Below are 18,574 nucleotides of genomic sequence, written 5' to 3' on the forward strand. Positions count from 1 at the left end.
GGCGATAACACCCGTCTCTCAATCACGAAGGGAGGTTTATCCATGGGCCGCAGCCTAAAAAAGGGACCTTTTGTAGATGATCATTTAATGAAAAAAGTTGAGAAGTTGAACGAAGACAGCAAACACCAGGTGGTGAAGACGTGGTCACGTCGTTCTACAATCTTCCCAAACTTTGTTGGACACACAATTGCCGTTTATGACGGACGCAAACACGTACCAGTTTACGTGACAGAAGACATGGTTGGTCATAAGCTTGGTGAATTCGCGCCTTCCCGTACGTTTAAGGGACACTCAGGCGACGATAAGAAAACAAAACGCTAATGGAGAGAGGAGGCTACTCTAATGCAAGCTAAAGCAGTTGCTAAAACCGTTCGTATTGCTCCTCGTAAAGCTCGTTTGGTTATCGATTTGATTCGAGGAAAAAACGTAGGTGAAGCGATCGCAACATTACGCCTGAAACAGCGTGGTGCATCTCCTGTTGTGGAGAAGGTACTTAAATCTGCGATTGCAAATGCTGAACACAATTATGAAATGGACCCGGACAATTTATACGTTTCCGAAGCGTTTGTAAATGAAGGTGTCACTCTTAAACGTTTCCGCCCTCGTGCGATGGGACGTGCAAGCCAAATCAACAAACGTACCAGCCATATTACAGTGGTTGTATCAGAAAAGAAGGAGGGATAATCAGTGGGTCAAAAAGTTAATCCGGTAGGTCTTCGTATTGGCGTTATCCGTGACTGGGAGTCTAAGTGGTACGCTGGTAAAGACTATGCTGACTTGTTGCATGAAGATATTAAAGTTCGTGAATATATTGAACAACGTCTAAAAGATGCTGCCGTATCTACAGTTGAAATTGAGCGCGCAGCAAACCGTGTAAACATTACCATTCACACTGGTAAGCCAGGTATGGTTATCGGTAAAGGCGGATCTGAAGTTGAAGCACTTCGTAAATCGCTAAATAACCTAACTGGTAAACGTGTTCACATCAACATTGTTGAGGTGAAGAAACCTGACCTAAACGCTACGCTTGTAGCTGACAATATTGCACGTCAACTGGAAAACCGTGTATCTTTCCGTCGTGCACAGAAACAAACAATCCAACGCGCTATGCGTGGAGGAGCTAAAGGTATTCGTACACAAGTATCTGGACGCCTAGGCGGTGCGGATATCGCTCGTGCAGAATATTACAGTGAAGGAACAGTACCACTTCACACACTTCGTGCAGATATCGATTATGGAACTGCTGAAGCTGACACCACATACGGTAAACTTGGTGTTAAAGTGTGGATCTATCGTGGAGAAATCCTTCCAACTAAAAACAACAATTAAGGAAGGGGGAAAAGCATTATGTTAATGCCTAAACGTGTTAAATATCGTCGTCAACACCGTGCTAGCTTAAGAGGTCGTGCAAAAGGCGGCACTTCAGTAGATTTCGGTGAATATGGTTTGCAAGCAATCGATCCTGCATGGATCACAGCCCGTCAAATCGAGGCAGCGCGTATCGCAATGACTCGTTACATGAAGCGTGGCGGTAAAGTATGGATTAAAATTTTCCCGGATAAGCCTTATACTGCTAAACCCCTAGAAGTACGAATGGGTTCCGGTAAAGGTGCTCCAGAAGGCTTCGTAGCTGTAGTTAAGCCAGGGAAAATCTTGTTTGAAATTGCGGGTGTATCAGAAGAAGTTGCGCGCGAAGCGTTGCGTCTTGCTTCACACAAACTGCCGATCCGCACTAAATTTGTAAAACGTGAAGAAATTGGTGGTGAAATCAATGAAGGCTAATGAAATCCGTGAATTAACCACTGCCGAAATTGAACAAAAAGTTAAGTCTTTAAAAGAAGAACTTTTTAACCTGCGTTTTCAGCTGGCAACAGGTCAACTTGAGAACACTGCGCGTATTCGCGAGGTTCGCAAGTCCATCGCACGTATGAAAACTGTTGCTCGTGAACGTGAGTTAGGCGTAAATTAATTAATAAATGAGAGGAGGTCACCCTCACATGAGTGAACGTAACAATCGTAAAGTTTACACTGGACGTGTAGTATCAGACAAAATGGATAAAACCATTACTGTTCTAGTTGAGACATATAAGTTCCACAAACTTTATGGCAAACGCGTAAAGTATTCAAAAAAATTCAAGACTCATGACGAAAACAATCAAGCTAAAAATGGTGACATTGTGCGCATTATGGAAACACGCCCGCTATCAGCGACAAAGCGTTTCCGTCTTGTAGAAGTCGTAGAAGAGTCTGTTATTATTTAATATAGTTCGCTCGGAATGATTCCGAAGGGAGGTTACAGTGTATGATTCAACAGGAGACTCGTTTGAAAGTAGCCGACAACTCTGGTGCTCGTGAAATCCAAACGATTAAAGTATTGGGTGGATCAGGGCGTAAGACTGCTAACATCGGTGATATTATTACCGCTACTGTGAAACAAGCAACACCAGGGGGCGTTGTCAAAAAAGGTGAAATTGTAAAGGCCGTTATTGTACGTTCAAAGAGCGGAATGCGTCGTAAAGATGGTTCTTACATTCGTTTCGATGAAAACGCAGCAGTAATCGTGCGTGATGACAAAGGACCACGCGGAACACGTATCTTTGGCCCGGTAGCTCGTGAACTTCGTGACGCTAAATTCATGAAGATCGTATCATTAGCTCCAGAAGTATTGTAAAAACTCTGAATTGAAATGCCTTGTTAAGGAGGTGCGCGAAGCATGCACGTGAAAAAAGGTGACAAAGTTATGGTTATTTCCGGTAAGGATAAAGGTAAGCAAGGTTCGATCCTTGAAGCATACCCGAAGAAAGACCGAGTTCTTGTAGAAGGTGTGAATGAAGTTAAGAAACACGCTAAACCTTCCCAAGATAACCCACAGGGCGGGATTCTTACTCAGGAAGCGCCAATTCACGTTTCCAACGTAATGCCGATTGATCCAAAATCCGGCGAACCAACTCGTGTTGGTTATAAAGTTGAGAACGGAAAAAAAGTTCGTATCGCGAAAAAATCTGGTGAAGCTTTAGATAAATAATCCAGTGACGAAAGGAGGGCCACTTGATGAACCAATTCAAGAAAAAATATCAAGAAGAAATTGTGCCATCTATGATGAGCAAGTTTAATTACGACTCTATTATGCAAGCACCTAAAATCGAGAAAATTGTCATTAATATGGGTGTTGGAGATGCAGTGCAGAATGCGAAAGCACTTGATTCAGCTGTGGAAGAATTATCATTAATCTCTGGTCAAAAGCCAATGATTACAAAAGCTAAGAAATCTATTGCAGGTTTCCGTTTGCGTGAAGGTATGCCAATTGGTGCGAAAGTAACACTTCGCGGAGAGCGTATGTATGAATTTTTCCAAAAGCTTGTATCTGTATCTTTACCACGTGTTAGAGACTTCCGCGGAATCTCAAAGAAAGCCTTTGACGGACGTGGAAACTACACACTTGGGGTTAAAGAGCAGCTGATTTTCCCAGAAATTAATTATGACAAAGTAGATAAAGTGCGTGGCATGGATATCGTAATCGTCACAACGGCTGACACTGACGAAGAATCACGTGAACTATTAGCTCAATTCGGTATGCCGTTCCAGAAATAATGAGCTAACTTTAAGGAGGGAAAATTGTGGCTAAAAAATCAATGGTCGCGAAACAGCAGCGCAAACAAAAGTACCAAGTACGTGAATATACTCGCTGCGAACGTTGCGGACGTCCTCATTCCGTACTTCGTAAATTTAAGCTTTGCCGTATTTGTTTCCGTGAACTTGCATACAAAGGACAAATCCCTGGTGTCAAAAAAGCCAGCTGGTAAACCCGATATAGGGAAGGAGGTATATGAGTTATGACTATGACAGATCCAATTGCAGATATGCTTACGCGTATTCGCAACGCGAATATGGTTCGTCACGAGAAGCTTGAACTACCAGCTTCTAAAGTGAAAAAAGAAATTGCTGATATCCTAAAACGTGAAGGTTTTGTACGTGATTATGAATTTGTAGAGGATAGCAAACAAGGTGTCCTGCGCTTATTCCTTAAGTACGGTCAAAATGATGAACGTGTTATCACTGGTGTGAAGCGTATCAGTAAACCAGGACTACGTGTTTATGCTAAAGCCGAAGAACTACCAAAAGTTCTAAACGGACTTGGTGTTGCCGTTGTTTCTACTTCAAAAGGTGTATTAACCGACAAAGAAGCTCGTGAACAAGCCATTGGCGGCGAAGTTCTAGCATATGTTTGGTAATCGAATTAGATAAGACAGGAGGTGCAAATGAATGTCTCGCGTAGGATTAAAATCATTAGAAATCCCTGAAGGTGTAGAAATCATTCAGGATAATAATACAATCACAGTTAAAGGGCCAAAAGGTGAATTAACTCGTACATTCCACGAAGATATCACGGTGAAGATTGAAGATAATGTTCTTACAGTAGCTCGCCCTAGCGATCATAAAGAACATCGTGCTCTTCACGGTACCACTCGCAGCCTGATCGGAAACATGGTTGAGGGAGTATCTAAAGGATACGAGAAAAGCCTTGAAATTATCGGTGTAGGTTACCGTGCGCAAAAACAGGGAGAAACTGTTGTCGTTAATGCTGGTTACTCTCACCCTGTAGAAATTGAAAAGCGTGATGGAATCGAAATCGATGTACCATCCAATACGAAACTGACTATTAAAGGAATTGACAAAGAACTTGTCGGCGCTGTTGCTGCAAAGATTCGTGCTATTCGTCCTCCAGAACCTTATAAAGGTAAAGGAATTCGTTATGAAAACGAACGTGTTCGCAGAAAAGAAGGTAAAACAGCTAAATAAGGTGCTAAGGTAAGGAATAGAAAGGAGTGACCCAGATGATCACGAAGGCTGATAAAAATGCCGTACGTAAGAAGCGTCATGCCCGTGTTCGTACAACTGTTGCTGGTACAGCAGAGCGTCCGCGCTTGAACGTTTACCGATCTAACAAACACATCTATGCACAATTAATCGATGATACGAACCAAGTTACACTAGCAAGTGCTTCTACTGTTGAAAAAGACTTCGGTCTTGATAACACTGGAAACATTGAAGCAGCTGAAAAAGTCGGTGAATTAGTAGCTAAACGTGCCAAAGACAACGGTTATAAAGTCGTTGTGTTCGACCGTGGCGGTTACTTGTATCATGGACGTGTAAAAGCTCTAGCAGACGCGGCTCGCGAAGCCGGCCTGGAATTTTAATCGTTAAAGGAGGGACATAAATGCTAACAAACATTGACCCTAGTAAACTAGATCTAGAAGAACGCGTAGTAACGATCAACCGTGTTGCAAAAGTAGTTAAAGGTGGCCGTCGCTTCCGTTTTGCTGCATTGGTGGTTGTAGGAGACAAAAATGGCCATGTCGGGTTTGGTACTGGTAAAGCGCAGGAGGTACCGGATGCGATTAAGAAAGCTATTGATGATGCGAAGAAGAATCTTATTTCAGTACCAATAAAAGATACGACGATTCCACACGAAATCACAGGACAGTTTGGTGCAGGCAGCATTCTTATGAAGCCAGCAGCAGAAGGTACCGGAGTTATCGCAGGTGGTCCTGTACGTGCGGTTCTTGAGCTTGCAGGTGTTCAAGACATCCTTTCTAAGTCACTTGGTTCAAATACACCAATTAACATGGTGCGTGCGACTCTAAGTGGACTTGGCGAGCTTAAACGCGCAGAAGACGTTGCTCGACTTCGTGGGAAGTCCGTAGAAGAACTGTAGGATAAGGAGGGAAATGAAATGGCTAAAAAGTTAGAAATTACCCTCACGCGCAGTGTTATTGGCAGACCTGAAGATCAACGCGCAACTGTTAAAGCGCTCGGTCTAAACAAAATCCGTCAATCTGTCGTAATTGAAGATAACCCAGCGATCCGAGGTATGGCAAATAAGGTATCTCACCTTGTATCGATTAAAGAAGTATAAGCTAAGAATCAATAATTAAGGAGGTGCTCGCATGAAACTGCATGAACTGAAACCAGCAGCTGGATCTCGTAAAGAACGTAACCGTGTTGGACGTGGAATGGCTTCCGGTAATGGTAAAACATCCGGCCGTGGTCATAAAGGTCAAGGACAACGCTCTGGCAGCAAGACACGTCCAGGCTTTGAAGGTGGTCAAATGCCATTGTTCCAACGCTTGCCTAAACGTGGATTTACGAACATTCACCGTAAGGATTTTGCGATTATTAATCTTGATGCTCTTAATCGCTTTGAAGAGGGCACTGAGGTTACTCCTGAACTTCTACTTGAAACTGGCGTGGTCAGCAAGCAAAAAGCTGGCATCAAAGTTTTAGGTAAAGGTTCTGTAGAGAAAAAACTTACAGTGAAAGCTCATAAGTTCTCTGCTTCAGCGAAAGAAGCTATCGAAGCAGCGGGCGGTCAAACTGAGGTGATTTAATGTTCCGGACAATCTCCAATTTTATGCGCGTGGGTGATATTCGGCGGAAAATTATCTTCACTTTATTGATGCTCATTGTTTTTCGCCTGGGTACATTCATACCTGTACCATTTACAAATCAGGATGCTATTAACTTCATGGATGAACAAAATGCATTCGGATTCTTGAATACATTTGGAGGCGGTGCGCTGCAGAACTTCTCCATATTTGCTATGGGTATTATGCCGTACATCACAGCCTCCATCATTATGCAGCTATTGCAAATGGATGTAGTGCCTAAGTTTGCGGAATGGAAAAGTCAAGGTGATGTAGGCCGTCGAAAATTAGCTCAGTTTACCCGCTATGGAACAATCGCTCTAGCTTTTGTTCAAGCAATTGGAATGTCGATCGGTTTTAACACACTTGCTGGTGGTCAATTAATTGATAACCCCAGTGTGTTAACATACGCTGTCATTGCTCTTGTATTAACAGGTGGAACAGCTTTCCTAATGTGGCTAGGGGAACAGATTACTTCTCATGGTGTTGGGAACGGAATATCAATTCTAATTTTTGCCGGGATTGTTGCAGCGATTCCAACCGGTGTTAATCAACTATATGATCAGTACATCTCTGGTGCTGGAGATCAGTTGTTTATGAACCTTGTAATCATTGCGATCATTGCCCTGGTTATCGTTGCTGTAGTAGTTGGAGTCATCTTCATCCAACAAGCACTTCGTAAAATTCCAATCCAATACGCAAAAAAATTGGTGAACCGTTCGCCGGTTGGTGGGCATTCTACCCACTTGCCGATTAAAGTAAATGCTGCAGGGGTTATTCCAGTAATTTTCGCTATTTCATTCATTATTGCTCCAAGAACCGTTGCCGGATTCTTTGAAGGGAATGAAGTGGCATCTGTTATTCAATATATATTTGATTATCAGAACTGGCCTGGAATGATTATCTATGTTGCGTTAATTATTGCCTTCACTTACTTCTATACATTTGTTCAGGTGAATCCAGAGCAAATGGCAGATAATTTGAAGAAGCAAGGTGGGTATATCCCTGGTATTCGCCCTGGCGCAAATACTGAGACCTACCTGACAAGGGTCATGTACCGCTTAACCTTCGTAGGTTCTATTTTCCTAGCAGCTGTCTCAATTCTTCCGATTATATTAGGTGCTGCGGCAGAACTGCCGCCAACTGTCCAAATTGGAGGAACTGGTCTGCTCATCGTTGTAGGGGTTGCTCTTGAAATGATGAAGCAGCTTGAAAGCCAGCTTGTGAAACGCCATTATCAAGGCTTTATTAAGTAGGTAAGCAAGATAATGAAATGAGACGGAGGGAACACGTTGAATTTAATTCTGATGGGTCTTCCTGGTGCCGGTAAAGGTACACAGGCGGAGAAGATAGTCGAAAAATATAACATCCCTCATATCTCAACTGGAGATATGTTCCGTTTAGCTATCAAAGAAGGAACGAAACTTGGCCAAGAGGCTAAATCATATATGGACAATGGCGAATTAGTCCCAGATGAAGTAACCATTGGGATCGTTCGCGAGCGTCTAAGCAAGTCAGATTGTCAAAGTGGTTTCTTGCTGGATGGTTTTCCTAGAACTATTGCTCAAGCAGAAGCATTGGAGAACTTGCTGAAAGATATGGATGAATCTATTGATTACGTTCTTCATATTGAAGTTCCTAAAGACCAACTCATTGAACGTCTGACTGGACGAAGAGTTTGTCCGACATGTGGAGCAACTTATCATGTTGTATTTAACCCGCCTGAAGTGGTAGGGAAATGCGACCATGATGGTGCAGAGTTAATTCAACGTGAAGACGACCAGCCTGAAACCGTGAAAAAACGTTTAGAAGTAAATGTGGAGCAATCACAACCTCTTTTAGACTTCTACCAGGATAAGGGATATTTAGTAAGTTTCGATGGTGATAGAGATATCGACCTTGTTTTTCAAGACATTGACAAAAAGCTCGGAGGCCTTGTGAAATGATAAATTGCAAAACACCACGGGAGATTAAGATCATGCGTGAAGCGGGCAGAATTGTTGCCCTAACGCACCAGGAGTTGAAGAAAAGTATCCGGCCCGGTATAACGACTGGGGAATTAGATCAAATTGCTGATCAATTTATACGCAGTATGGATGCATTCCCTTCTTTTAAAGGTTATAATGGATTCCGTGGTAGTATTTGCGCATCGGTCAATGAAGAGCTCGTCCATGGAATACCGGGAGACCGTGTTTTAAACGAGGGCGATGTCATTAGTATCGATATTGGTGCAAAATACAAAGGCTACCATGGTGATTCGGCTTGGACCTACCCTGTCGGCACCGTGGATAAAAAAACAGAGGATTTGCTGAGAGTAACAGAGACATCGTTGTTAAAAGGACTTGATGAAGCAAAGCCTGGTGAACGCCTTTCTAATATATCCCATGCCATTCAAAGCTATGTCGAAGCTGAAGGTTTTTCGATTGTACGCGAATATGTGGGCCATGGTGTTGGGCAAGATCTTCATGAGGACCCTCAAATTCCTCATTACGGTCCGCCTAATAAAGGTCCGCGCTTGAAACCAGGAATGGTTCTGGCTGTAGAGCCAATGGTTAATGCCGGGTCTCGATATGTTAAGACTCTGTCGGACCGTTGGACGGTAGTGACACAAGATGATAAAATGTGTGCGCATTTCGAACACACCATTGCGATTACGGAAGAAGGTTACGAAGTATTAACTAAATCCTAAGTGAAGGTGATTGTGTTTGAATGAATCTGAGTCGAGTCCACGAATAGGTCAAGTTGTTCGCATTGTGCAAGGACGAGAGGCAGGACAGTATGCGGTTATAATAGATATACTGGATGGCCGTTTTTTGCTGCTTGCCGATGGAGAGAAACGTAAGTACGATCGACCAAAGAAAAAGAATCTGCAACACGTGGAGCTTATGAATTTCATCTCTCCAGAAGTCCAAAACAGCCTTCTGGAAACTGGTCGCGTCACAAATGGCAAGCTTCGATTTGCCGTATCTAAATATGTCAATGAAGAAGTGACTGATTTGAAGAAGGGAGATCAACTCGATGGCGAAAGACGATGTAATTGAAGTGGAAGGAACTGTCGTTGAAACTTTACCGAATGCACAATTTAAGGTAGAGCTTGAGAACGAACATACCGTTTTAGCTCATGTTTCTGGTAAAATTCGTATGCACTTCATTCGAATCCTGCCAGGAGATAAAGTAACGGTGGAACTTTCCCCATATGATCTGACAAAAGGACGTATTACGTACCGTTATAAATAATAGTATGAAGCTCCGTTATAAAAGGAGGTATGGATGATGAAGGTAAGGCCTTCTGTAAAACCAATTTGCGAAAAGTGCAAAGTAATCCGTCGTAAGGGTAAAGTAATGGTAATTTGTGAAAATCCTAAACACAAACAAAAACAAGGTTAATTAAAGAAGGAGGTGCACGTATCCGATGGCACGTATAGCAGGTGTAGATATTCCTCGCGATAAGCGAGTTGTCATATCTTTAACTTACATTTATGGTATTGGTAAACCATTAGCTAGTGAAGTCTTAGCTGAAGCAGGCGTTTCTGAAGATACTCGTGTCCGTGATCTTACAGAAGACGAACTAGGTAAGATTCGTTCAGCAGTGGATAATCACAATGTTGAGGGTGATCTTCGTCGTGAAAATTCTCTTAACATCAAACGTCTAATTGAAATTGGTTCCTACCGTGGAATCCGCCACCGTCGCGGGCTTCCAGCTCGTGGGCAAAAAACAAAAAATAACTCTCGTACACGTAAAGGACCACGTCGTACCGTGGCGAATAAGCGTAAATAATTCATAAAGAAGGAGGTTAAACCACATGGCACGTAAAGGAAATACTCGTAGTCGTAAGCGTCGCGTGAAAAAGAATATTGAGAGTGGTGTGGCACACATTCGCTCTACTTTTAACAATACGATCGTATCGATCACCGACGTGCAAGGTAACGTAATCGCTTGGAGCAGTGCTGGTGTACTAGGCTTCAAAGGATCTCGTAAATCCACTCCATTTGCCGCTCAAATGGCTTCAGAAGCTGCAGCTAAAGATGCAATGGATAATGGCATGAAGACGATTGAAGTGACTGTTAAAGGGCCAGGAGCTGGTCGTGAAGCAGCGATTCGTTCACTACAAGCCGTTGGACTAGAGATCACAGCGATTCGTGACGTGACTCCAGTACCGCATAACGGTTGCCGCCCGCCAAAACGTCGTCGCGTATAATAATTCTGAATAGAATTTGTCACCCTGTCTATAATGGGTTATGATAGCTTTTAATCAGCACCGCATTAGACAGTAAATAAGTAGTTGTCTTGTATGGGACTGCCTACCTGAGGAATTTCGGTTAGACCAATTGTCTAACCGGGGTTTCGACGTTTTGAAGGAGGGTTTTGTTTAAATGATCGAAATTGAAAAGCCAAAAATTGAACCGGTTGAGATCAGCGAAGACTCCACATTTGGTAAATTCGTCGTCGAACCGCTCGAACGTGGATATGGTACAACACTAGGTAACTCCTTGCGTCGTATCCTGCTATCCTCACTTCCTGGCGCTGCTGTAACATCAGTTCAAATTGAAGGGGTACTTCATGAGTTCTCAACGATCGAAGGTGTCGTTGAAGATGTTACAACAGTTATTTTAAATCTAAAGAAACTAGCTTTGAAGATTTATTCTGATGAAGAGAAGACTTTAGAGATTGATGTGCAAAACGAAGGGAAGGTTACCGCTGCAGATATCACGCATGACAGCGACGTAGAAGTCTTAAATCCAGACCTTCATATCGCGACGTTAGACAGTCAAACGTCTTTGCGTGTTCGTATTACTGCTGAACGCGGACGAGGATACCGTCCAGCTGAGGGGAACAATCATGAAGATTTACCGATTGGCGTAATTCCAGTTGACTCAATCTTTACACCCGTTTCTCGTGTCACGTATCAAGTGGAGAACACTCGTATTGGTCAGACTTCAAACTTTGATAAATTAACGTTAGACGTATGGACTGACGGAAGCATTCGCCCAGAAGAGGCGATCTCTCTTGGAGCCAAGATTTATATGGAACACCTTAATATCTTTGTAGGCCTTACTGATGAAGCTCAAAAAGCTGAAATTATGGTTGAAAAAGAAGAGGACCAAAAAGAAAAAGTTCTAGAGATGACGATTGAAGAACTCGATCTCTCCGTACGTTCATACAATTGCTTGAAGCGTGCAGGTATTAACACTGTTCAGGAGCTTGCTAACAAGTCTGAAGATGACATGATGAAGGTTCGTAACCTTGGTCGTAAATCTCTTGAAGAAGTGAAGCACAAGCTGGATGAGCTCGGACTTGGTTTGAGAAAAGAAGATTAATTGATCGATCACATCTAAGAGATTCTGATAAGGGAGGGATAATCCATGGCTAGAAAGTTAGGACGTACTACCGATCAACGTATGGCGCTTCTTCGTAACTTAGCGACAGACTTGATCGTTCATGAACGTATTGAAACAACAGAAGCAAAAGCAAAAGAGCTTCGTTCTGTTGTAGAAAAAATGATTACACTAGGTAAAAGAGGAGATCTTCATGCCCGTCGTCAGGCTGAATCATTCCTTTACCGTGCAGATGCGAATGAAAAAGGAGACCAAACAGCCCTGCAAAAGCTGTTCTCTGATATCGCTCCACGCTATGAGGAACGCCAAGGTGGATACACTCGCGTGCTTAAGTTAGGCGAGCGTAAAGGTGACGGTGCTAAGATGGCAATCATTGAACTAGTTTAATGTGAACCATTTGTATGGACACAAAAGGGCAGGGTGGAATCTCTTGTATGAGGTTAACTCCAGCCCTTTTTTTATTTTTGAAATTCATTCTCGAGATCATCGGCAAGTTTTTGCAAATGAGAAGAGTTTGTCGATACGAAGCAGGAAATGTTGAAATCTATTTCCCGGGAAATAGATTTGTCGAGCAGAGGGGGAAACCTTGTGAGTGTGAGTCAGATTGAGTTTAGAAATGTATCCTTTCGCTACCAGGAGGATATGCCTTGGGTGTTAAAGAACGTAAGCTTTTCCATCTCGGAGAATGAGTGGGTGGCGATCATAGGCCATAATGGATCAGGGAAATCAACGATTGCCAAATTGATGAATGGTCTGCTTTTCCCTCAGGAAGGAGAAATTGTGGTTGATGGTCAGAAGGTTGCGGCTGAAACAGTCTGGAGTGTGAGGAAAAGTGTAGGAATGGTTTTTCAAAATCCAGACAACCAGTTTGTTGGGACTACTGTACGCGATGATGTTGCCTTTGGGATGGAAAACCATGGTATGCCAAGACCGCTCATGTTGGAGCGTATCGAGGAAAGCCTTTCTGCGGTAGGGATGAGCGATTACGAGCGTCAAGAGCCGCACCGTTTGTCGGGCGGGCAGAAACAACGGGTAGCAATTGCCAGTGTTTTAGCTGTATCGCCAAAATATATGATTTTAGATGAGGCCACAGCTATGCTGGACCCTCAGGGCAGGAAGGAAATATTATCAACTATGCTCGATGTACAGGAGCAAAGAAATCTCTCTTTAATTACCATTACTCATGACTTGCATGAAGTAGTTCAGGCCGAACGGGTTCTTGTTATGAACGAAGGAGAAGTTTGGCTAGAGGGGACCCCTCGCGACATTTTTGCAAAAAAAGAACAATTAACTGAAATTGGCTTAGATACTCCCTTTGTCACGAAATTAGCAGATGAACTGAAATCTGCTGGTGTTGACCTTAGCCGTGAGCCACTTAATCACCAGGAGTTGTTGGAGGAACTATGGACATATCATTCCAAGAAGTAAGCTATGTCTATCAGCCGAAAAGTCCATTTGAGTATAGAGCATTACACAACCTCTCCTTTAACATACCATCTGGGTCCTTCGTGGCTGTGATTGGTCATACTGGTTCTGGCAAATCCACCTTACTACAACATCTAAATGGACTTGTTCAGCCAACAGAAGGGGAAGTCACTGTGGGGGAATTTCGCCTTAAAGCTGGAGAGAAAAACAAGCAATTAAGAGCATTGCGTGAAAAGGTTGGTGTTGTTTTTCAATATCCTGAACACCAGCTGTTTGAAGAAAATGTAGAAAAGGATATTGCCTTTGGCCCCATGAACTTTGGTGTACCACAAGAAGAAATTAAACAACGTACAGATGAAGCGATCACATCTGTTCATTTACCTAAAGAGATTCTGGATCGTTCTCCTTTTGACTTAAGCGGAGGACAGATGCGCCGTGTCGCAATAGCGGGAGTGCTAGCCATGAATCCAGAGGTGCTCGTTCTTGATGAACCGACAGCCGGACTTGATCCTAGCGGGCAGAGGGAAATTATGAATATGTTTGCCCGTATTCATAAACAGAAAGATCTAACCACAGTACTTGTTACACACAGCATGGAAGATGCCCTGGAATATGCAGATCACGTCATTATATTGAATCAAGGGGAAGTCTTCATGCAGGGAGCGCCTGCCGATATTTTTCAAAAGAAAAAGGAACTGAGCGAAGTCCAGTTGGATATTCCGGAGATTATCCAATTTTTAAATCAAGTAGAGGAAAAATTCAATAAGGAAATTCCCTTTCATAGACAGTCAGTGACAGAGTTAGCAAAGGAGTTGGCTCAAATGGTGAAGGGAGGCCGCGATCATGAGTAGTTCAATGATTATTGGCCAATATATTCCGGGGAACTCCGTTGTTCACCGATTGGATCCCCGTTCGAAAATCGCCATGATCTTCTTTTTTGTAGTGATCGTATTTTTTGCTAATTCTGTTCTGAGTTACGGTGTACTCACCCTTTTTGCTATCGGAAGTGCTGTAGCGACCCGTATTCCGATTCGTTACATTGTGAAAGGGTTAAAGCCGGTGTGGTTCCTCATTGCATTCACCTTCCTGCTTCATTTGATCGTGACGAAGGAAGGTGAGGTGCTTACGACAATACTGGGCTGGGAGCTTTATAAAGGAGCTCTTATACAGGGAGCGGCTATTTCGCTGCGTTTCTTCCTGTTAATCATGGTTACGTCACTGCTTACTTTGACCACAACTCCGATTGAGATTACCGATGCGATTGAGCAGCTGCTTGGCCCCTTGAAAAAAGTTCGCTTTCCAGTTCATGAGCTGGCGCTTATGATGTCAATCTCGCTGCGATTTATCCCGACCCTCATGCAGGAAACGGAAAAAATCTCAAAAGCTCAAGCTTCTAGAGGAGTAGACTTTCGCACAGGGTCGTTTAAAGACCGTATAAAGGCTGTTGTCCCACTTTTAGTACCTTTGTTCGTCAGCGCCTTCAAACGCGCTGAGGAGCTTGCTATGGCCATGGAGGCAAGGGGCTATAAAGGTGGAGAAGGCCGGACGAAGCTGAGAGAGCTTCAAATTGGGCGCACGGACTATTATATTTATATTCTATTTGTTTTGGTAGTGGTCGGTTTATTTTTAACAAGAAACTAGGGTGGAGGAGATCGGAATGCAGCGGTTGAAATGCAGGGTGGAATACGATGGGACAGCCTATGCCGGTTATCAAGTCCAGCCCAATGGTGTGACAATCCAGGAAAAGATTGAGAAAGCATTGACGCAAATGCACAAAGGGTTAAAGGTGAAGGTTACTGCCTCAGGCCGAACAGATGCTGGTGTACATGCAATCGGTCAAGTTATCCATTTTGATACAAGCCTGAACATTCCTGCTTCAAATTGGAAAAGAGCACTAAGTTCGATGCTTCCGAGCGATATTCGTATTTCAGAAGTAGAGCAGGTCTCCGAAGACTTCCATGCCCGTTATGATGCAAAAGGAAAAGAGTATCGTTATTATGTGTGGAATTCTCATGAGGCCAATTTATTTCGCCGGCTTTATAGGTATCATATTAGAAAACAGCTGGATATAGAATCGATGGAAACAGCGTGCAAATTAGTAGAAGGAGAACATGATTTTACTTCCTTTTGTTCTCCTCGAACGGATTTAAAGGGAAGCAAAGTACGCACCATTGAAAGAGCGACGATAGAACATCATGAAGCGGAGCTTGTGTTTATTTTTAAAGGCAACGGCTTTTTATATAACATGGTGCGAATTTTAGTAGGAACGATTATTGAAGTAGGACTTGGTAATCGTGCGCCTGATGAGCTTACAACGATGCTTGCGGCAAGAGACCGGAAATCAGCTGGGAAGACTGCACCACCTCATGGATTGTTTTTATGGAATGTAGACTATTGATTCCGGTTTAAGTGGTATAAATGCAATTAGCGGTGGTTTCACGCATTTAGACTGGCAGGTTAATCGTTTATATTTAACGACTTTCAAAGGGTTATCTTATTTTTCTATAAAAAACAACGATTCCTGGTGTGCGAAGACTTGACATTGGGACATAGAGTGTTATATTATATTCTATGGCATTTTATTTCTAGACCACGGTTAGCCCCGGAAACTAATCGTATTTGAGATAAATAAAAATGAAGCTATGTGAAACTAACAATTCAGGAGGGAAACCGATATGCGCACAACTTTCATGGCAAATGAAAACAACGTGGAACGCAAATGGTTTGTTGTGGATGCTGCAGGGCAGACACTTGGCCGTTTGGCAAGCGAAGTTGCTGCGATCCTTCGCGGTAAAAATAAACCAACGTATACACCACACGTTGACACTGGTGATCATGTGATCATCATCAATGCAGGAGAAATCGAACTAACTGGTAACAAAATCAATGATAAGATTTACTACCGTCATTCAAACCACCCAAGTGGGTTGAAATCTCGTACAGCTAACGAAATGCGTACAAAATATCCTGAGCAAATGCTTGAGCTTGCTGTTAAAGGTATGCTGCCTAAAGGAAGCCTAGGACGCAAAATGGGTAAAAAACTTCATGTCTACGCTGGATCTGAGCACAAACATGAAGCACAACAACCAGAAGTTTACGAACTTCGTGGATAATTAAAGGAGGTAATCGATAGTGGCACAAGTACAATACTCCGGTACTGGACGTCGTAAAAAGTCGACAGCTCGTGTTCGCCTTGTTCCAGGAACTGGTCGTGTAGTAGTAAACAAACGTGATGCTGAAGACTTTTTTCCATATGAAACACTTCGTATGATTCTGAAACAGCCTCTTGCTGTTACAGAGACTGAAGGTAACTATGATGTTTATGTAAATGTTGATGGTGGAGGTTTCACTGGTCAAGCTGGTGCGATCCGTCACGGAATCGCTCGTGCGCTGCTTCAAGCAGACCCTGAGTACCGTCTTCCACTTAAACGTGCGGGACTCCTAACTCGTGATGCACGTATGAAAGAGCGTAAGAAATACGGTCTTAAAGGTGCGCGTCGTGCTCCACAGTTCTCTAAGCGTTAATATGACAAGCTTAAAGCCTCTTTCCCTTTATCGGGAGAGAGGCTTTTTTATGTTCTTCAAAATTAGGGTGATGCCCACATTTTGCTCACATTTATTCTGATTCCATGAATTTTTGGAACCAATCAGCAGTTTTATCTTTTAATGAATCTAATACGTAGGCATAGACATTCATGGTCGTTTGATAATCTTTTTCCAGATTTTAATGGAAGACCATTTACTGTGACCGCATATACTGCGGGGTATGGATACAATGGGAAACGTCCGGGAGATCCTGAGTATGGTATTACCGCGTGGGGAGTCCGTTTAGTAGCAGGAGAAACAATAGCCTGCCCACCTTCTATCCCTTTAGAACCAAAGTACATATCCCTTTCATAGAGGAAATGTTCACCTGTGAAGATCGTGGGAGTGCCATTACACAAGAGCGTTTGGATGTATAAATGTCAAGGTTAAATAAAGCATTACAGTTTGGCGTCAAAAAATACAAGCTCAAAACCTAAATAAAAAAAGAAATTTCAAATCGCTCAAAACAATTTTTGAAATTTTTTGTGCTAGTCATGGCATGTCTTTGACTATAGTATTTCTATATCAATGTCTTATTGTTTAAAGAAAATCAAAATGTTTTCTTCTACTAAAAAAATGTGCAAGCAAATAAATGACCATTTGTATCGGAAGGGAGTATATAAATTTCCAGTGAGTTGGTTCATAAATATCCAACCAACTCATCAAGGGCAGTCCAATAAATGAGGTGAACGCGCCTAATAGTAAAGCTTTGAGTAAAGGGTGGATATGTGGTTTAAATAGTAACAAAAGCATGATTATAGTGGGGAGCATGAAAGCATCCCAAGGTAAATAAGCAAAGGCGGGGAACACTTCATATTGTTGAGTCCAAATACCAAAATACTCGCCAAATGAATCTAAGAATGTTGCAGTGAATGCCACAAAAAACCCTGCATAAAACAAACGGTCTGAACACCTCTTCTTTCTTAGCCAAATCCATACCCCTAAGCAAATTATAATCACTATAACGCCTATCCACCAGCGCCAAGTAAAAACAATATGGTCCATCCATATCTGAAATTGTTGTTCAAAGACTTGTCTTAAAACAGCGTCGTTTTTGTCAATCAACTCCTGAGTGTTCTCCATCTTTGTCACTCCCGTCTATAATTTTGTCTTAGTTTTCCCAAGGTAAAGAGTGATTATGAATATAATCCCCTTAACCCATTCCTCACTTTCCAAAGGGGGATACTACCCAGGTTGGATTAAGTTGAATTTTTATTATCAATACTCAGATGCCTTCATAACAGGCCTATGATTTGATCTGCTGATGGGAATTGAAAGAAAGCAAATTACAGAAAAAATTATTCATCTATATATTCTTGACATAGCTTATTTACTAATATACACTTACTTACATAAAGTAACTAAGTTATAGAAAAGGATGTAATGCAAATGATAGCAAGAGGAGAAATAGGCGCCATTATTTTAAGATTATTTTTAGGTTTAACGTTCTTTGTTCATGGGCTGTCTAAATTTCAAGGAGGGATTGGCAATACCGCTGGGTTCTTTGAAAGCTTAGGGATCCCGGGATTTGCGGCCTATGTGGTAGCGACCATCGAGTTAATCGGAGGTCTGGCGGTGATCGTTGGTATCGGAACACAAGTTATTTCTATTTTATTTGCACTTATTATGGCAGGAGCTATTGTGCAGGCGAAGTTTGCGGCAGGCTTTCTAGGAGGATATGAACTGGACTTAGCTTTACTAGTGATTTCCGTTTTTATTGCATTGTCAAATCGAAACATTTGGGCATTAGATAATGTGATTTTTCCAAAAAAACAAAGTTAGATTTTTTTATTCAAACAGGA

Annotated in this window: 33 protein-coding genes and 1 pseudogene; 33 read left to right on the forward strand and 1 reads right to left on the reverse strand. The window is 42.5% G+C overall.

Translation table 11 applies throughout. The features are described from left to right. The first annotated feature begins 42 nt into the window (after positions 1-42). The 32 genes and pseudogenes from rpsS to rpsI all read left to right on the forward strand — a co-directional run bounded on the left by rpsS (position 43) and on the right by rpsI (position 16,712). Positions 43-321, forward strand: coding sequence for a 30S ribosomal protein S19 (gene rpsS / locus B5354_RS01055; RefSeq protein ID WP_079525137.1), 279 nt, complete (start codon positions 43-45; stop codon positions 319-321). A 21-nt stretch (positions 322-342) separates the two neighbouring features. Then, a complete protein-coding gene (rplV, locus tag B5354_RS01060; protein WP_079525139.1) occupies positions 343-684 on the forward strand; it encodes a 50S ribosomal protein L22 in 342 nt (113 codons plus the stop codon). A 3-nt stretch (positions 685-687) separates the two neighbouring features. Next, positions 688-1,354: pseudogene (rpsC, locus tag B5354_RS01065) on the forward strand (30S ribosomal protein S3). After that, a complete protein-coding gene (gene rplP, locus B5354_RS01070) occupies positions 1,348-1,782 on the forward strand; it encodes a 50S ribosomal protein L16 (protein WP_079525143.1) in 435 nt (144 codons plus the stop codon). Before rpsC ends, rplP begins: the two are co-directional and overlap by 7 nt. After that, positions 1,772-1,969 (forward strand): 50S ribosomal protein L29, encoded by a 198-nt coding sequence (rpmC, locus tag B5354_RS01075; protein WP_079525144.1) that lies wholly within the window; start codon positions 1,772-1,774, stop codon positions 1,967-1,969. Before rplP ends, rpmC begins: the two co-directional genes overlap by 11 nt. A 28-nt stretch (positions 1,970-1,997) precedes the next feature. After that, on the forward strand, positions 1,998-2,261 hold the full coding sequence (rpsQ, locus tag B5354_RS01080) for a 30S ribosomal protein S17 (RefSeq protein ID WP_079525146.1): 264 nt from the start codon (positions 1,998-2,000) through the stop codon (positions 2,259-2,261). A gap of 41 nt (positions 2,262-2,302) precedes the next feature. Further along, entirely contained in the window at positions 2,303-2,671 is a 369-nt protein-coding gene (gene rplN, locus B5354_RS01085; protein WP_079525148.1) for a 50S ribosomal protein L14, read from the forward strand. Between the two features lie 42 nt (positions 2,672-2,713). Then, on the forward strand, positions 2,714-3,025 hold the full coding sequence (gene rplX, locus B5354_RS01090) for a 50S ribosomal protein L24 (RefSeq protein ID WP_079525150.1): 312 nt from the start codon (positions 2,714-2,716) through the stop codon (positions 3,023-3,025). Positions 3,026-3,051: 26 nt separating this feature from the next. Then, positions 3,052-3,591: a 50S ribosomal protein L5 gene (gene rplE, locus B5354_RS01095; RefSeq protein ID WP_079525151.1), complete on the forward strand. Its 540-nt coding sequence runs from the start codon at positions 3,052-3,054 to the stop codon at positions 3,589-3,591. Positions 3,592-3,617: 26 nt separating this feature from the next. Beyond that, positions 3,618-3,803 (forward strand): type Z 30S ribosomal protein S14, encoded by a 186-nt coding sequence (locus B5354_RS01100; RefSeq protein ID WP_035511674.1) that lies wholly within the window; start codon positions 3,618-3,620, stop codon positions 3,801-3,803. A 30-nt stretch (positions 3,804-3,833) separates the two neighbouring features. After that, on the forward strand, positions 3,834-4,232 hold the full coding sequence (gene rpsH, locus B5354_RS01105) for a 30S ribosomal protein S8 (protein ID WP_079525153.1): 399 nt from the start codon (positions 3,834-3,836) through the stop codon (positions 4,230-4,232). Positions 4,233-4,263: 31 nt separating this feature from the next. After that, on the forward strand, positions 4,264-4,800 hold the full coding sequence (gene rplF / locus B5354_RS01110; RefSeq protein WP_079525155.1) for a 50S ribosomal protein L6: 537 nt from the start codon (positions 4,264-4,266) through the stop codon (positions 4,798-4,800). A gap of 35 nt (positions 4,801-4,835) precedes the next feature. Further along, complete coding sequence (rplR, locus tag B5354_RS01115; RefSeq protein WP_079525157.1) at positions 4,836-5,198, forward strand: 50S ribosomal protein L18; 363 nt, start codon at positions 4,836-4,838, stop codon at positions 5,196-5,198. A 20-nt stretch (positions 5,199-5,218) separates the two neighbouring features. Beyond that, positions 5,219-5,716, forward strand: coding sequence for a 30S ribosomal protein S5 (gene rpsE, locus B5354_RS01120; protein ID WP_079525159.1), 498 nt, complete (start codon positions 5,219-5,221; stop codon positions 5,714-5,716). Between the two features lie 18 nt (positions 5,717-5,734). Further along, the gene (gene rpmD, locus B5354_RS01125) at positions 5,735-5,917 is read left to right on the forward strand and encodes a 50S ribosomal protein L30 (RefSeq protein ID WP_079525161.1); all 183 of its coding nucleotides are present in this window, start codon (positions 5,735-5,737) and stop codon (positions 5,915-5,917) included. Between the two features lie 31 nt (positions 5,918-5,948). Continuing rightward, the gene (gene rplO / locus B5354_RS01130; RefSeq protein WP_079525163.1) at positions 5,949-6,389 is read left to right on the forward strand and encodes a 50S ribosomal protein L15; all 441 of its coding nucleotides are present in this window, start codon (positions 5,949-5,951) and stop codon (positions 6,387-6,389) included. Continuing rightward, a complete protein-coding gene (gene secY / locus B5354_RS01135; protein WP_079525165.1) occupies positions 6,389-7,681 on the forward strand; it encodes a preprotein translocase subunit SecY in 1,293 nt (430 codons plus the stop codon). Before rplO ends, secY begins: the two co-directional genes overlap by 1 nt. Positions 7,682-7,717: 36 nt before the next feature. Then, positions 7,718-8,371: an adenylate kinase gene (locus B5354_RS01140; RefSeq protein ID WP_079525167.1), complete on the forward strand. Its 654-nt coding sequence runs from the start codon at positions 7,718-7,720 to the stop codon at positions 8,369-8,371. Further along, entirely contained in the window at positions 8,368-9,114 is a 747-nt protein-coding gene (gene map / locus B5354_RS01145) for a type I methionyl aminopeptidase (protein ID WP_079525169.1), read from the forward strand. The genes B5354_RS01140 and map overlap by 4 nt, the downstream gene beginning before the upstream one ends. Before the next feature lie 16 nt (positions 9,115-9,130). Continuing rightward, positions 9,131-9,466: a KOW domain-containing RNA-binding protein gene (locus B5354_RS01150; protein ID WP_079525171.1), complete on the forward strand. Its 336-nt coding sequence runs from the start codon at positions 9,131-9,133 to the stop codon at positions 9,464-9,466. Continuing rightward, complete coding sequence (infA, locus tag B5354_RS01155) at positions 9,444-9,662, forward strand: translation initiation factor IF-1 (protein ID WP_079525173.1); 219 nt, start codon at positions 9,444-9,446, stop codon at positions 9,660-9,662. Before B5354_RS01150 ends, infA begins: the two co-directional genes overlap by 23 nt. 36 nt (positions 9,663-9,698) lie before the next feature. Continuing rightward, on the forward strand, positions 9,699-9,812 hold the full coding sequence (rpmJ, locus tag B5354_RS01160; RefSeq protein ID WP_003156543.1) for a 50S ribosomal protein L36: 114 nt from the start codon (positions 9,699-9,701) through the stop codon (positions 9,810-9,812). Positions 9,813-9,837: 25 nt separating this feature from the next. Further along, positions 9,838-10,203 (forward strand): 30S ribosomal protein S13, encoded by a 366-nt coding sequence (gene rpsM, locus B5354_RS01165; RefSeq protein ID WP_079525175.1) that lies wholly within the window; start codon positions 9,838-9,840, stop codon positions 10,201-10,203. 25 nt (positions 10,204-10,228) lie between these two features. Beyond that, positions 10,229-10,624 carry a 30S ribosomal protein S11 gene (rpsK, locus tag B5354_RS01170; RefSeq protein ID WP_079525176.1) on the forward strand — a complete coding sequence of 132 codons (396 nt, stop codon included), beginning with the start codon at positions 10,229-10,231 and terminating at the stop codon, positions 10,622-10,624. Positions 10,625-10,799: 175 nt separating this feature from the next. Continuing rightward, the gene (locus B5354_RS01175) at positions 10,800-11,744 is read left to right on the forward strand and encodes a DNA-directed RNA polymerase subunit alpha (protein WP_079525178.1); all 945 of its coding nucleotides are present in this window, start codon (positions 10,800-10,802) and stop codon (positions 11,742-11,744) included. Between the two features lie 45 nt (positions 11,745-11,789). After that, positions 11,790-12,149, forward strand: coding sequence for a 50S ribosomal protein L17 (rplQ, locus tag B5354_RS01180; RefSeq protein WP_079525180.1), 360 nt, complete (start codon positions 11,790-11,792; stop codon positions 12,147-12,149). 201 nt (positions 12,150-12,350) lie between these two features. Continuing rightward, positions 12,351-13,190 carry an energy-coupling factor ABC transporter ATP-binding protein gene (locus B5354_RS01185; protein ID WP_139377032.1) on the forward strand — a complete coding sequence of 280 codons (840 nt, stop codon included), beginning with the start codon at positions 12,351-12,353 and terminating at the stop codon, positions 13,188-13,190. Beyond that, positions 13,166-14,038 carry an energy-coupling factor ABC transporter ATP-binding protein gene (locus B5354_RS01190; RefSeq protein WP_079525184.1) on the forward strand — a complete coding sequence of 291 codons (873 nt, stop codon included), beginning with the start codon at positions 13,166-13,168 and terminating at the stop codon, positions 14,036-14,038. Before B5354_RS01185 ends, B5354_RS01190 begins: the two co-directional genes overlap by 25 nt. Further along, entirely contained in the window at positions 14,031-14,828 is a 798-nt protein-coding gene (locus tag B5354_RS01195) for an energy-coupling factor transporter transmembrane component T family protein (protein WP_079525186.1), read from the forward strand. The genes B5354_RS01190 and B5354_RS01195 overlap by 8 nt, the downstream gene beginning before the upstream one ends. A gap of 16 nt (positions 14,829-14,844) precedes the next feature. Further along, positions 14,845-15,585 (forward strand): tRNA pseudouridine(38-40) synthase TruA, encoded by a 741-nt coding sequence (truA, locus tag B5354_RS01200; RefSeq protein WP_079525188.1) that lies wholly within the window; start codon positions 14,845-14,847, stop codon positions 15,583-15,585. Between the two features lie 277 nt (positions 15,586-15,862). Next, the gene (rplM, locus tag B5354_RS01205) at positions 15,863-16,300 is read left to right on the forward strand and encodes a 50S ribosomal protein L13 (protein ID WP_079525190.1); all 438 of its coding nucleotides are present in this window, start codon (positions 15,863-15,865) and stop codon (positions 16,298-16,300) included. Between the two features lie 19 nt (positions 16,301-16,319). Continuing rightward, positions 16,320-16,712 (forward strand): 30S ribosomal protein S9, encoded by a 393-nt coding sequence (rpsI, locus tag B5354_RS01210; RefSeq protein WP_079525192.1) that lies wholly within the window; start codon positions 16,320-16,322, stop codon positions 16,710-16,712. Positions 16,713-17,312: 600 nt separating this feature from the next. On the opposite strand, the gene B5354_RS01215 is transcribed toward rpsI, so the two are convergent. Then, a complete protein-coding gene (locus tag B5354_RS01215; protein ID WP_079525194.1) occupies positions 17,313-17,855 on the reverse strand; it encodes a CBO0543 family protein in 543 nt (180 codons plus the stop codon). Between the two features lie 306 nt (positions 17,856-18,161). Between B5354_RS01215 and B5354_RS01220 the strand changes: the two genes are divergently transcribed. Beyond that, entirely contained in the window at positions 18,162-18,554 is a 393-nt protein-coding gene (locus tag B5354_RS01220) for a DoxX family protein (RefSeq protein ID WP_079525196.1), read from the forward strand. The last annotated feature ends 20 nt before the right edge of the window (positions 18,555-18,574 follow it).

This window comes from Halobacillus hunanensis, assembly GCF_900166655.1.
Taxonomy (GTDB): Bacteria; Bacillota; Bacilli; order Bacillales; family Halobacillaceae; genus Halobacillus_A; species Halobacillus_A hunanensis.